Annotated in this window: 13 protein-coding genes; 6 read left to right on the top strand and 7 right to left on the bottom strand. The window is 74.6% G+C overall.

Annotated elements, in window-relative coordinates; genetic code table 11:
• Positions 1-73: 73 nt before the first annotated feature.
• Positions 74-721, top strand: coding sequence for a DUF305 domain-containing protein (locus ACIP5O_RS21890; protein ID WP_401295789.1), 648 nt, complete (start codon positions 74-76; stop codon positions 719-721).
• A 72-nt stretch (positions 722-793) separates the two neighbouring features.
• On the opposite strand, the gene ACIP5O_RS21885 is transcribed toward ACIP5O_RS21890, so the two are convergent.
• Together ACIP5O_RS21885 and ACIP5O_RS21880 are read right to left on the bottom strand one after the other, a co-directional pair.
• Entirely contained in the window at positions 794-2,479 is a 1,686-nt protein-coding gene (locus ACIP5O_RS21885) for an amidohydrolase (protein ID WP_401295706.1), read from the bottom strand.
• Between the two features lie 66 nt (positions 2,480-2,545).
• The gene (locus ACIP5O_RS21880) at positions 2,546-3,937 is read right to left on the bottom strand and encodes a purine-cytosine permease family protein (protein WP_401295787.1); all 1,392 of its coding nucleotides are present in this window, start codon (positions 3,935-3,937) and stop codon (positions 2,546-2,548) included.
• 186 nt (positions 3,938-4,123) lie between these two features.
• On the opposite strand from ACIP5O_RS21880, the gene ACIP5O_RS21875 reads away from it, so the two are divergent.
• A complete protein-coding gene (locus ACIP5O_RS21875) occupies positions 4,124-4,732 on the top strand; it encodes a TetR/AcrR family transcriptional regulator (RefSeq protein WP_401295704.1) in 609 nt (202 codons plus the stop codon).
• A gap of 58 nt (positions 4,733-4,790) precedes the next feature.
• Here the strand turns inward: ACIP5O_RS21875 and ACIP5O_RS21870 are convergent, their stop codons facing one another.
• Positions 4,791-6,230 (bottom strand): dihydrolipoyl dehydrogenase family protein, encoded by a 1,440-nt coding sequence (locus ACIP5O_RS21870; protein ID WP_401295702.1) that lies wholly within the window; start codon positions 6,228-6,230, stop codon positions 4,791-4,793.
• A 116-nt stretch (positions 6,231-6,346) separates the two neighbouring features.
• On the opposite strand from ACIP5O_RS21870, the gene trxA reads away from it, so the two are divergent.
• Complete coding sequence (trxA, locus tag ACIP5O_RS21865) at positions 6,347-6,727, top strand: thioredoxin (protein WP_401295700.1); 381 nt, start codon at positions 6,347-6,349, stop codon at positions 6,725-6,727.
• 79 nt (positions 6,728-6,806) lie between these two features.
• Here the strand turns inward: trxA and ACIP5O_RS21860 are convergent, their stop codons facing one another.
• Both ACIP5O_RS21860 and ACIP5O_RS21855 read right to left on the bottom strand, forming a co-directional pair.
• The gene (locus tag ACIP5O_RS21860) at positions 6,807-7,994 is read right to left on the bottom strand and encodes a thiolase family protein (RefSeq protein ID WP_401295698.1); all 1,188 of its coding nucleotides are present in this window, start codon (positions 7,992-7,994) and stop codon (positions 6,807-6,809) included.
• 172 nt (positions 7,995-8,166) lie between these two features.
• On the bottom strand, positions 8,167-8,430 hold the full coding sequence (locus ACIP5O_RS21855) for a hypothetical protein (protein ID WP_125667384.1): 264 nt from the start codon (positions 8,428-8,430) through the stop codon (positions 8,167-8,169).
• Positions 8,431-8,597: 167 nt separating this feature from the next.
• Here ACIP5O_RS21855 and ACIP5O_RS21850 point away from each other — a divergent pair, with 167 nt between their 5' ends.
• The 3 genes from ACIP5O_RS21850 to ACIP5O_RS21840 all read left to right on the top strand — a co-directional run bounded on the left by ACIP5O_RS21850 (position 8,598) and on the right by ACIP5O_RS21840 (position 11,060).
• The gene (locus tag ACIP5O_RS21850; protein ID WP_401295696.1) at positions 8,598-9,305 is read left to right on the top strand and encodes an alpha/beta fold hydrolase; all 708 of its coding nucleotides are present in this window, start codon (positions 8,598-8,600) and stop codon (positions 9,303-9,305) included.
• Positions 9,306-9,319: 14 nt separating this feature from the next.
• Complete coding sequence (locus ACIP5O_RS21845) at positions 9,320-9,550, top strand: hypothetical protein (RefSeq protein WP_401295694.1); 231 nt, start codon at positions 9,320-9,322, stop codon at positions 9,548-9,550.
• 82 nt (positions 9,551-9,632) lie between these two features.
• On the top strand, positions 9,633-11,060 hold the full coding sequence (locus ACIP5O_RS21840) for an SPFH domain-containing protein (RefSeq protein ID WP_401295692.1): 1,428 nt from the start codon (positions 9,633-9,635) through the stop codon (positions 11,058-11,060).
• Positions 11,061-11,409: 349 nt separating this feature from the next.
• Here the strand turns inward: ACIP5O_RS21840 and ACIP5O_RS21835 are convergent, their stop codons facing one another.
• Both ACIP5O_RS21835 and ACIP5O_RS21830 read right to left on the bottom strand, forming a co-directional pair.
• The gene (locus tag ACIP5O_RS21835) at positions 11,410-11,577 is read right to left on the bottom strand and encodes a hypothetical protein (protein WP_401295690.1); all 168 of its coding nucleotides are present in this window, start codon (positions 11,575-11,577) and stop codon (positions 11,410-11,412) included.
• A 77-nt stretch (positions 11,578-11,654) separates the two neighbouring features.
• Positions 11,655-12,485 (bottom strand): TIGR02452 family protein, encoded by an 831-nt coding sequence (locus tag ACIP5O_RS21830; RefSeq protein WP_401295688.1) that lies wholly within the window; start codon positions 12,483-12,485, stop codon positions 11,655-11,657.
• Positions 12,486-12,501 lie beyond the last annotated feature (16 nt).

The raw sequence follows: 12,501 nt of genomic DNA, 5'->3' as shown, positions 1-12,501 counted from the left end.
CCTGCCCTTTTCCGCCCGTACGGGACCGCACGAGCCCGTACGAACAGCACACGAGGTATCCACTTCCATGCACATGCGTGCCCTCACGAACCGCGCCACCCGGACGGCCGCCCTCGTCGGCGCCGCCGGGCTCCTCCTCACCGCCTGCGGCGCGGACGGCACCGCCCCGTCGGCGTCCGCCTCCCCGTCCGCCACCGCCGCCGCGCCGGGGTCCGCCGCCTCGCAGGCGCCCGCTCCGGGGCCCTTCAACGACGCGGACGTCATGTTCGCGCAGATGATGATCCCCCACCACGAGCAGGCCCTGGAGATGGCGGAACTCGCCGACGGGCGGGCCGAGGACGCCGGCGTCAAGAAGCTGGTCGCCGCGATCGAGCGGGCCCAGGACCCGGAGATCCGGACGATGCGGGCCTGGCTGGAGGGCTGGGGCCGGCCCGAGTCCGCCGACCACGGAAGCGGCCACGGAAGCGGCCACGGCTCCGGTCACGGCATGGCCGGGATGATGTCCGAGCAGGACATGAAGGACCTGGCGGCCGCCAGGGGCGAGGAGTTCGACCGCGCCTTCGCCGAGCTGATGATCGCCCACCACGAAGGCGCGGTCGCCATGGCGAAGGACGAGCGGCGGAACGGCGTCAACCCCACGGCCAGGAAGCTCGCCGAAGACGTCGTACGGACCCAGTCCGCCGAGGTGGCCGAGCTGCGGAGGATCCTCGGCCGGCTCTGATCCCGGCCTTCCGCCGTCCCCGGTCCGGCCGAGCCGGGCCGGGGACGGTCCGCGACCGGACCGGGGGCCGGGTCACTCCCCCGCGCGGCGCTCCACGACCACCTCGCCGCCCACCACGACCGTCTCCGCGACGGTGCCCGGGATGTCCTCGGGGGCGACGCGGAGGATGTCGCGGGAGAGGACGACGAAGTCGGCCAGCTTGCCCACGGTCAGGGAACCGCGCTCGTGCTCCAGGAAGTTGGCGTACGCCGAGCCCCTCGTGTAGCCCTCGACGGCGGTGGCGACGTCGATCGTCTCGCCGGCCGTCCAGGCCTCGCCGCCGCCGGGCGGGCGGCGGGTGACGGCGGCGTGGATGCCGACCATGGGGTCCATCTCGGCGACGTTCCAGTCGCTGGAGAGGGCGAGGACCGCGCCGGCCGCGTGCAGGCTGCGCAGCGGCCAGGCCTTGTGCCAGCGGTCGGGACCGACGTTCTCGGCCCAGTCCTGGCCGGGGCCCGCGATGTCGGGGGCGGCGTGCCGGGGCTGCATGCAGGCGACGACGCCGAGCGCGGCGAAGCGCGGGGTGTCGTCGGGGTCGAGGCACTCGACGTGGACGACCTGGTGGCGCGCGTCGCGCGGTCCGTTGACAGCGCGGGCCCGTTCGACGGCGTCGAGGACGGTGCGGATGCCCCGGTCGCCGGTGGCGTGGACGAAGCACTGGAAGCCGCGCGCGTCGAGGCGGGTGAGCAGCTCGGCGAACTCCTCCGGCGGGTAGAAGGTGTCGCCGCGGTGGTGGGAGCAGCCCGCGTACGGCTCCAGGAGGGCGGCGGTGCGGGGCTCGACGACGTCGTCGATGTACAGCTTGAGCGGGCCGACCCGCAGCCGGTCGTCGTCGTGCTCGTCGGCCGCCGCCGCGAAGGCGTCGAGGTCCGCCTCGGTGGTGCCGCGCGGGTGGAAGAGGGCGGCGACGATCCGGGAACGCAGCCGGCCCTCGTCGCGGGCGCGCTCGAAGAGGGCGAGGTCGTCGAGGGAGTTCTGCGGTTCCACGACGGTGGTGATGCCGAAGCCGATGGCGTCGTCGAGGCTCTTGGCGAGCCGTCCGTACTGGCGGTCGGGCGAGGCCCAGGGGAGGCCGAGGTCGCGCAGGGCGCGGTGGCCGGCGCGGGAGAGGCCCTTGATCGCGAAGTCCTTGACGAATCCGGTGGGTTCGCCGGTCGCCGGGTCGGTGACGGCCCGCCCGAAGGGCAGGTCGGTGTGGTCGCGGTCGACGCCGAGCCGCTTGAGCGCGGCGGTGTTCAGCCAGGCGGTGTGGACGTCGTAGCTGAGGACGAGGGCGGGGGTGTCGCCGGTGGCCGGGTCGAGGTCGGCGGCGGTGGGCATGCGCCCGCCGGGCACGGCCGAGTAGTCGAAGGCCTCGGCCTCGATCCACTCGGCGTCCGGGTGCGCCGCGTGCCAGGTGCGGATCCGCTCGTGGATCGCGTCGAGGGTGCGGGCGCCGGCGAGTTGGACGCAGGCGTCGTCGGAGCCGAGGCGGACGTGGTTGTGGGCGTCGACGAAGCCGGGCAGGACGAGCCGTCCGCCGGCGTCGAGGACCCGGGTGCCGGGCCCGGTCCAGGCGGCGGCCCCGTCGTCGGAGCCGATCCAGGCGATGCGCCCGTCGCGGACGGCGAGGGCCTGGGCCTCGGGGAGGTCCGGGTCGACGGTGTGGATCCGGGCGCCGGTGAGGACGAGGTCGGCGGGGGCGGTCGCCTGCGCGGGTACGGGGGCGGTGCTGTTCATGCGGGGTGGCTCCATGGCGTACGGGAGGGGCGGGGTGCGGTTCTCGGGGAGTGGGTGGAGAGGTCTTCAGGGGTGGTGCGGGGTGACGCGCCCCCGGGTGAGGAGCACGTACACCAGGGCGGAGACGGCCGCGCCGAGCAGGGTGAGGTCCGCGCCGCCGAGCGGGGCGACGAGGGGTCCCGTCCACAGCTCGGAGTCGCAGGTGAGCGCGGAGAAGGCGAGGCCGGCGAGGAGGGCGGTGAGACCGGCCGGGTGCCAGCCGGAGCGGTACCAGTAGGGGCCGCCGGTGTCCGCGTGCAGCCCCGCGGAGTCGTAGGCGCAGCGGCGCAGCACCATGTCGGCGAGGAAGACCCCGCCCCAGGGGGCGAAGACGATGATCAGGAGGGAGAGGAAGGAGAGGAGCGAGGTGGTGAAGTCGGTGAGGAAGAGGGCGCCGAGGGAACCGGCGGCGGTGACGGCGGCGCTGATGACGATGGCGCGGGCCCGGCTCCAGGGGATGCCGAGGACCTGGAGGTTCAGGCTCGACGAGTAGAGCGTGATGATCGAGTTGGTGACGGAGCCGCCGAGGACCAGGGCGAGGAAGAGCGGCCGGAACCAGCCGGGGAGCAGGCTCTCGGTGCCCGCGACGGCGTCGGTCATGTCGGTCTGGGTCGCGGCGGCCGCGCCCGCGACGCCCAGGGCGACGGAGGAGAGGAAGCCGCCGAGGGCGGCGCTGCGGGTGACGGCCTTGAGGGAGGTGGTGCGGGGCAGGTAGCGGGTGTAGTCGGCGGGCATCGGGAGGTACGAGAAGGGGCCCGCGAGCATGACGACGAAGGCGAGGCTCCAGCCGGCGGCGCCGGGCGCGGCGGCGGGGGCGGAGGTGTCGGCGCCGGGCAGGACGAGGACGACCAGGACGGCGAAGCCGACGGCGAGGACGTACGCCATCCAGCGTTCGGCGAACTGGACGGTGGCGTGGCCCCAGAGGGCGACGGCGAAGGTCAGCGCGAGGGTGACGGCGAGGGCCGCGGCGCGGGGGGCGTGTCCGCCGCTCCAGCCGAGGTCGGCGAGGAAGGCTTCGAGGGCGAGGGTGCCCACCACCGTGTTCACGACGGTGTAGCCGATGCTGACGATCCAGTTGAGGAGGCCGGCGGGCCAGTTGCCGCGGCGGCCGAAGGCGGCGCGGGAGATGACGAGCGTGGCGGTGCCGGTGCGCACGCCGCCGAGGCCGGCCGCGCCGATGGCGAGGAAGGAGAGGCCGCCGAGCACGACGACGGCGGTGGCCTGCCAGAAGGAGAGCCCGAAGGCGACGGCGAGGGCGCCGTTGATCACGTAGGTGAAGGTCAGGTTCGAGCCGAACCAGAGCCAGAAGACGTCCTTGGCGCTGCCGTGCCGTTCGGCGTCGGGTATGGGGTCGATCCCGTGCTCCTCGACCTGGAACACCTCGTCGCGGCCCGTGGTCTTCGCGGTTCCCGTGGTCATGGCCGCCGTCTCGTGTCCGAGCACACCGCACTCCTGTCTTGAATGCCGTTCTAAGTTTTAGAACGGCATTCAAGATGTGCGAAAGGTTCCGGCCACGTCAAGACCCCGTCCGATTCCCGTTAGGGTCGGTCCCGTACACGACGGAGACGGCGAGACGGTCGAACGGCGGGACGGGGACAGGCGGCGGTGGCAGGCACGGCACGACGGCGGGACGGGCACGTCACCCAGGAGCGGATGCTGGAGGAGGCCATGGCGGCGATCGCCGAGGACGGCCTCGCCTCCCTCACGATGTCGGCGCTCGCGGAGCGGCTCGGCACGAGCGGCGGCCACATCCTGTACTACTTCGGCAGCAAGGACCTACTGCTGCTCGCCGCCCTCCGGTGGAGCGAGGCGGCGCTCGCCGAGGAGCGCCGCGCGCTGCTCGGCCGGCGGGTCGCGGCCGAACGCAAGCTGGACCTCTTCCTGCGCCTCTACCTGCCGCGCGGGCCCCGCGACCCGCGCTGGACACTCTGGATCGAACTCTGGGCCCGCGCGGCCGGGAACGACGCGCTGCGCGAGGCGCAGGTCGAGCTGGACCGGGGCTGGCAGGAGGACCTGGAGGCCCTGCTCGCGGCGGGCGTGGCGCGGGGGCGCTTCGCCCCGCTGGACACCGCCGCCCGCGCCTCCGAACTCCTCGCCCTGCTCGACGGGTTGAGCACCCGGGTGGTCCTGGGCCAGGAGGCGGCGGGCGCCTTGGAGGTGGCCCGCTCGGCGGCGCTCGCCCTGGTCCCCCGGCACGCCCCCGGCGAGCGGTGACGGGACCGGTGACGGGGCCGGTGACGAGTACCCGGCCCCGGTGCTCCCGGGCGGGCCCTCAGCCCCGGTAGGCCTCCAGGAGGCGCAGCCACGCCTCGCTCAGGGTCGGGTACGAGGGGACGGCGTGCCACAGGCGGGCGATCGGGACCTCGCCGACGACCGCGACCGTCGCCGAGTGGAGGAGCTCGCCGATCCCCGGGCCGACGAAGGAGGCGCCGACGACGACCTCCCGCTCCAGGTCCACGACCATCCGCGCGTGGCCGCGGTAGCCCGGCGCGTAGAGGCCGGCCCCGGCGACCTGGCGCAGGTCGAGGTCGACGGCCCGGACCCGCAGCCCGGCCCGCTCGGCCTCCGCGAGCGACAGGCCGACGGCGGCCGCCTCGGGGTCGGTGAAGACCACCTGCGGCACGGCGGCGTGGTCGGCGGTGGCCGCGTGCGCGCCCCAGTCCCCGGCGTCCGGGAGCGTCTCGCCCTCGGCGCGGGCGGCGATGGCGGCGCCCGCGATCCGGGCCTGGTACTTGCCCTGGTGGGTCAGGAGCGCGCGGTGGTTGACGTCCCCGACGGCGTAGAGCCAGTCGGTGCCGGTGACCCGGAGGCTGTCGTCGACCGCCAGCCAGGAGCCGGGCTCCAGGCCGACCGTCTCCAGGCCGACGTCCTCGGTGCGCGGGGCCCGGCCGGTCGCGAAGAGCACCTCGTCGCCCTCGACGTGGTCGCCGCCCTCCAGGACCACGGTGACCGGGCCGGTGCCCCCGTCCCGCACCACCGCGGTGACCGTCGCGTCGCGGATGTCCGCGCCGCGCTCCCGGAGGGCCTCGGCCACGTGCTCGCCGACGAAGGGCTCCATGCGGGGCAGCAGACCCCCGCCCCGTACGAGCATCGTCACCTTCGAGCCGAGGGCCTGCCAGGCGGTGGCCATCTCCGCGCCCACCACTCCCCCGCCCACCACGACGAGCCGCTCGGGCACGCGCTGGGCGGAGGTCGCCTCGCGGCTGGTCCAGGGCCGCGCGCCGGGCAGTCCGGGCAGCTCGGGCAGGACGGCGCGGCTGCCGGTGCAGATCGCGACCGCGTGCCGGGCGGTGAGCAGGCGGCGCTCGCCCTCGGGGCTCACGACCTCGACCCGGCGCGGTCCGGCGAGGCGGCCGTGGCCGCGCAGGACCCGGACGCCGATCGAGTCGAGCCAGTCCAGCTGGCCGTCGTCCTTCCAGTCGCCGACGACCTCGTTCCGGTGGGCGAGGACCGCCGCCGCCTCCAGGGGGCCGCCGGCCGCCTCGCGCAGCCCGGGGAGCGCGCGGGCGTCGGAGCGGGCGATCCCGGGGCGGAGCAGCGCCTTGCTGGGCATGCAGGCCCAGTACGAGCACTCGCCGCCGATCAGTTCGCTCTCGACGATCGCGGCGCTCAGGCCGGCCGCCCGCACCCGGTCGACGACGTTCTCGCCGACCGGTCCCGCGCCCAGTACCACCACGTCGTGGACCTGCTCGTCTTCCACCGTATGTGTCATGATCCCAGTCTGCGGGCAGGGGCCTGGAATAGTGCGGCTCGATACGCCGTTGTGCCCGGCGAGTCCCCCGGGGACCGTGAGGACACCACCAGGAGACCCCCGAAAGGCAGGCAGGTATGAGCACCGTAGAGCTCACCAAGGACAACTTCGACGAGATCGTGAGCGACAACGAGTTCGTTCTGATCGATTTCTGGGCTTCGTGGTGCGGTCCCTGCCGTCAGTTCGGCCCGGTCTTCGAGGCGGCCTCCGAGCGCCACGAGGACCTCGTCTTCGCCAAGGTGGACACCGAGGCGCAGCAGGAGCTGGCGGCGGCGTTCGAGATCCAGTCGATCCCGACCCTGATGATCGTGCGCGACAAGGTGGCCGTGTTCGCGCAGCCGGGCGCGCTGCCGGAGGCCGCCCTGGAGGACCTCATCGGCCAGGCGCGGAAGCTGGACATGGACGAGGTCCGCAAGTCCGTCGCGGACGCGCAGGCGCAGGGGAACGTGCAGCAGTAGCCGCTCCGTAGGAGGCGTACGGACGCGAGAGGGGTGCGGGAGGTCCTCCCGTACCCCTCTTCGGCGTGTCCGCGCGGGCTCAGCGCTCCAGGACCAGCGCGAGGCCCTGGCCGACGCCGATGCAGAGCGCGGCGAGGCCCGTGCCCGAGCCGGCCGCCGCGAGCTGGTGCGCCACGGACCCGGCCAGACGGGCGCCGGAGGCGCCGAGGGGGTGGCCGATCGCGACGGCCCCGCCGCGCGGGTTGACGATCTCCGGGTCGAGTTCCGGCCACTCGGCGAGGCAGCCGAGCGCCTGCGCCGCGAAGGCCTCGTTGAGCTCGAAGGTCCGCAGGTCGGCGAAGGAGCGCCCCGCCCTGTCCAGGGCCCGGCGGACCGCCTCGACCGGGCCGAGGCCGAAGAGCTGCGGCTCGATGCCGGTGACGGCGGAGGTGCGGATGCGGGCGAGCGGTTCGCGGCCGGTCGCGCGCAGCCCCTCCTCGTCGACGAGGAGCAGGGCGGCGGCACCGTCGTTGAGCGGGGAGGAGTTGCCCGCCGTGACGGTGCCGCCCTCGGGCCGGAAGGAGGGCTTGAGCCGGGCGAGGGCCTCGATGGAGGTGTCGTCCCGGATCGACTCGTCGCGGGTCAGGTCCGCGTCCGGGTACGGCACGACCTCGTCGTCGTGGAGGCCCTTGGCCCAGGCCTCGGCGGCCTTGCGGTGGCTGGCGAGGGCGAAGGCGTCCTGCCGCTCGCGGGTGATGCCGTGCTTGTCGGCGATCAGCTCGGCGCCCTCGCCGAGGGAGACCGTCCACTCTGCGGGCATCCGGGGGTTCGTCATGCGCCAGCCGAGCGTCGTGGAGTGGAGCTGCTGGTGGCCGGCGGGGAAGGCCCGCTCGGGCTTCTGGAGGACCCAGGGCGCACGGGACATCGACTCGACGCCGCCGGCGATCGCCACGGAGGCGTCCCCGAGCGCGACGGCGCGGGCCGCCTGGATCACGGCCTCCAGGCCGGAGCCGCAGAGGCGGTTGACGGTGACGCCGGGGACGGTGACGGGCAGCCCGGCGAGCAGGACGGCCATCCGCGCCACGTCGCGGTTGTCCTCGCCCGCGCCGTTGGCGTCGCCGAAGTAGACGTCGTCGACGCGGGCCGGGTCGAGCGCGGGCGAGCGGTCGACGAGCGCCCGCACGACATGGGCCGCGAGGTCGTCGGGGCGCACGGAGGAGAGGGCTCCCCCGAACTTCCCGATCGGGGTGCGGACGGCGTCGACGATGTAGACGTCGCGGATGCTCATCGGTTCTCTCCCACGTGACCTTCGGAACGACTCTGTTCGTCTGTTCGCCCGGCGGAACCGTTTTCGTCCCACCGGGCGCGCAGAGTCTCTGCCCGTGGGACCGCCCTGTCAACGGGCCGTTTCGGGACGTACGGGGGCGGTCCGGGGCACTTCGGCGGGAGGGAGGCCGGGTTCAGGGGGCGGGTCGGACCAGGGGCGTGAGGGCGTAGTCGAGCTCCCGGCCGTCGACGAGGAGCGCCTCGACCGTGCCCGTCTCGGGGTCGATGTCGGCCCTGAGGCCGTGCCCCTCGTAGATCGGGTAGCCGGACGCGCCCTGGTGTCCGGTGGCCTCCACGACGGCCGTGCGGACGGCGCTGTCCGCGACGGAGGCGCCGTGGCGGTCCTGGACGTGCTCGGGCACCAGCAGGATCTCGAATCGCTTCGGAACTGTGTTCATGCGTCGACGCTAAGCGTTCGGCCGGGCTCGCGCCGGGCGACCCGCGAGGACGGCGGTTCCGCTTCGGGGCCGGTGCCGCCGCTCCTCCCCGTGGTCGTACTGTGTGGTCGGTACCGGGCGCGCCGGCGGGGCGCGCCGGGCGCGAGGAGAGACGGAGGGGCGACGCCGTGCGTCTGCACACCACCACGTGGGGGTCCGGGGACCGGACGGCCCTGCTCGTCCACGGCATCATGGCCGACCACCGCACCTGGCGCCGGGTCGGGCCCGCGCTCGCGGAGCGCGGTTACCGGGTGGTCGCGGTGGACCTGCGGGGGCACGGGGCGAGCGGGCGGGGCGCGGGCCCGGAGGAGTACCGGCCGGAGGACTACGCCGACGACCTCGTGGAGACCGTGCCGGACGGCGTCGAGCTGGCCGTCGGCCACTCGCTCGGGGCGCTCGTGCTCGCCCGGGCGGTGGAGCGGCTCGCCCCCGCCCGCGCGGTGTACTGCGACCCGGCCTGGCACCTGAGGCCGGGCCCCACCGGTTTCCGTCCCGAACTCTTCGTGCGGGGGAAGGAGTTGACCCGGGAGATGATCCGGGGGCTCAACCCCGCCTGGGCGGAGGAGGACGTCGACGACGAGATGGCGGCGGTACGGGTGTGGGACGAGCGGACGGCGTACGGCCTGACGCCGTTCGTGGGCGCCGACCTGTGGCCGGCCCGGCCCGTCGTCCCCTCGCTCGTGGCCCTCGCCGACCCGAGCCTGCTCGTCCCGCCCGGGAGCGCCCGGATGCTGGCGGAGCGCGGCTTCGAGGTCCGTACGGTGGCGAAGACCGGGCACACCGTCCACCGGGACGACTTCGGCGGGTTCATGTCCGCCCTGGGCGGCTGGATCTGACGTACCGTTCGGTCATGGACGACGCGTCGATGGAGACCTCGATGGTGGGACTGCTCGGCCGGGTGACCGGCACCGTCGGGCCCGGCCTCGTCGGCGAGGTGATCGTCCGGATCCGGGGCGGCGCCGAGCACTTCCTCGCCCACCCGGCCGTGCCGAAGGAGCGGATCGAGATCGGAACGGTCGTGACCGTCATGGAACATCTCCCTCCGCGCACCGTCTATGTCACAGCCGTGTACGACGGCTGACCGGGGCGTTGAGCCGCGCCCGTCGCGGGCGCACACTCCCCTCACCGGGTCCGCTCGGCCCCGGTGAAGGGGGACCTTGTCCATGGGCATCGGAATCATCGCGGCCGTCGCCGCCGGCGCCGTCGCCGTTCTGATCGCTGTCTTCAAGATGATGTGGCGCGTCGCCGAACCCAACGAGGCGCTGATCATCTCCGGTTCCAACCACAAGAACGAGGGCCTCGGCGAGGGCATGGGGTTCCGCATCGTCACCGGGCGCGGCACGCTCGTGCTGCCCGGGGTGCAGGCGGTGCGCAAGCTCTCGCTCGACCTCAACGAGACGCAGCTGTCCGTCGAGTGCGTCACCCACCAGGGCATTCCGCTCAAGGTGCGCGGCGTGGTGATCTTCAAGGTCGGCGACGACTTCGTGTCGATCGCCAACGCCGCCCGCCGCTTCCTCGACCAGCAGAAGCTGATGAGCGAGCGGGTGCACATCGTCTTCGCCGGTCATCTCCGCGCCATCGTCGGCGGGTTGACCGTGGAGGACATGATCCGTGACCGGGAGAAGCTGACCGGGCAGGCGCGGTCGGCCTGTGGCACGGAGATGGAGAAGCTCGGGCTGATCGTCGACTCGCTCCAGATCCACGAGATCGAGGACCCGACCGGGTACATCAAGAACCTGGCCGCCCCGCACGCCGCCGCCGTCCAGCGGGACGCGCGGATCGCGCAGGCGGAGGCGAACCGGCGGGCGACCGAGGCGGAGCAGCAGGCCGCGGCACGCATGTCGGAGGCGACCCGGGACAGCGAGATCCTCCAGGCGGGCTACCAGGCCGAGCGGGACCAGGCCTCGGCCCGGGCCCGGCAGGCCGGTCCGCTGGCCGAGGCGGCCTCGCGCCAGGAGGTCGTCGTCCAGGAGACGCGCGTCGCCGAGCTGGAGGGACACCGCAAGGAGCAGCAGCTCCAGGCGGAGGTGCGCAAGCCGGCCGACGCGATGGCGTACGAGACCCGGACGCTGGCGGAGGCCGAGCGCGACGCCCGGATCTCGGCCGCCGAGGCCGAGGCGAAGGAGACCGAGCTGGCGAGCGCGGCCAGGGCCACGGCGACCCGGCTCACGGGCGAGGCGGAGGCGGCGGCCCAGCACGCGAAGGGGCTCGCGGTCGCCGAGGCCACGCGCGCGAAGGGTCTGGCGGAGGCCGAGGCGATCAAGGCGCGGGCGGCGGCGCTCGCGGAGAACCAGGAGGCCGTGGTCGCCCAGCAACTGGCCGAGAAGTGGCCGGAGATCGTCTCCGCGGGCGCGTCCGCCTTCGGGAACGTGGACCAGATGGTGCTCCTGAACGGCGCCGACGGCATGGCGGACGTGTTCGCCAAGGCCCTGACCATGGGCGGCACCGGACTCGGTCTGGCCCGGCAGCTGCTGGCCACGATGAGCCCGGCGGCGCGGGAGGAGCTGGGCGGGACGGTGCCGCCGGCGCCCCGGACGGCGGAGACGGTGCGGGAGCGGGTGGAGGTCACGGTCCGCGACGGGGAGGAGTAGGGCCGGGGTACGGGCCGGGCCCGCGTCTCCCTGGGCGGGGCGGGCCCGGTGCTCCGGGTGCGGGACCGGCTCCGCCGGGCCGGGTGCGGGATCGGCTCCGTCCCGGGCCGGGTCCCCGGGTACGGGCCGGCTCCGTGCCGGTCGGGTCCGTGCCGGACCAGGGACCTCGGGCGTACGGACCGGGTCCGTCCCGGACACGGATCGGGCCCGTCCCCGACACGGATCGGGCCCGGCGCCGTGACGGCGTCGGGCCCTTCGCGGTCCCGTCGCGGCCGTGACGTCGGCCGTGGTCTCCGGTCGCGGCGGGAGCCGGTCCGGTCGTGGCCGAGCCGCCACGGCCGGACCCGTGTCAGTTGTGGCCGAACCTGCGTTCCTTGCGGTGGCCGTGCTCCACCGCCGGGATCGGCGCCTCCCTCGCGGTGACCCGGGAGGACTTCTCCTTCGCGGCCGCGTCGGTGCGGTGTTCGTGGCCGCCGGTGCGGGCCCCCTTGTTCACACGGGTCTGTTTCTTGCCCACGATCGTGCCTCCCGTGACGGGTTTCGGACATCGGTCCGCATCCCTTCAGCGTGGCACGCGGGCACCGGGCCCGCACATCAGGCCGCGGGGCCGAGGACCCGGGCGAAGGCGGCGAGCGTCGGCGTGCCGGAGGCGCGGTCCAGGACGGCGAAGACGACCTCCTCGAAGTGGCCGGCGAACCGGCCGTCGCCGGTCAGCAGCGCCTTGAACGCGCCGGCGACCTGCTCCGGGTCGTTCCGGAAGACCCCGCAGCCCCAGGCGCCGAGGACGAGCCGTCGGTATCCGGCCGCGGCGGCCGTCTCCAGGACCCGTTCGGCGCGGGAGGCGAGGGCCGCGGGCAGCAGCCCGGCGCGTTCGGGGGCGGCGCGGCGGACGGCGCCCGCGTTGGGGGCGGGCGAGGTGAGGAAGCCGACGGTGAAGGGCTCGGCGAGCAGGTCCCCCCGGTCGTCGCGGAAGACCGGCACCCGGGGCGAGTGGATGACCCGGTCGGAGTAGAGGAGGTCCCGGTCTGCGCGGTGGTGGTCGTAGTACCCGGGGGCGCGCAGCAGGGTGGCGTACAGGGCGGAGGACCGGCAGAGCGCCTCCTCCTGGGCCTGGGCGCCGTTGAGGTAGCCGCCGCCGGGGTTGCGGGCGGAGGCGAAGTTCAGGACGGCCACCGGGCGGGCGGGGTCGGCCGAGGTCATCCGGCGGGCGGCGGCCAGGCTGCTCTCGCCGGTGACCTCCAGGGCGGGCGTGCGGTCGGTGTCGGGGGTGACGGCGACGGGGCCGGGCCCGTGGAGCCGGGTTCCGGCCAGGGCGGCGGCCAGGTCGTCGGCGACGGAGACGGTCCGGCCGTCCCGGGTGCGGTAGTGGCCCGCGGCGACGATCTCCTCGGTCCGCCGCGCGATCTCGCGCAGTCGTGTGCTCATGGGCGCCAGAATGATC

This window comes from Streptomyces sp. NPDC088915 (assembly GCF_044749825.1).
Lineage (GTDB): Bacteria > Actinomycetota > Actinomycetes > Streptomycetales > Streptomycetaceae > Streptomyces.
The sequence above is the reverse complement of the archived record's forward strand: the minus strand, read 5'-3'. Positions and strand labels throughout refer to the sequence as shown.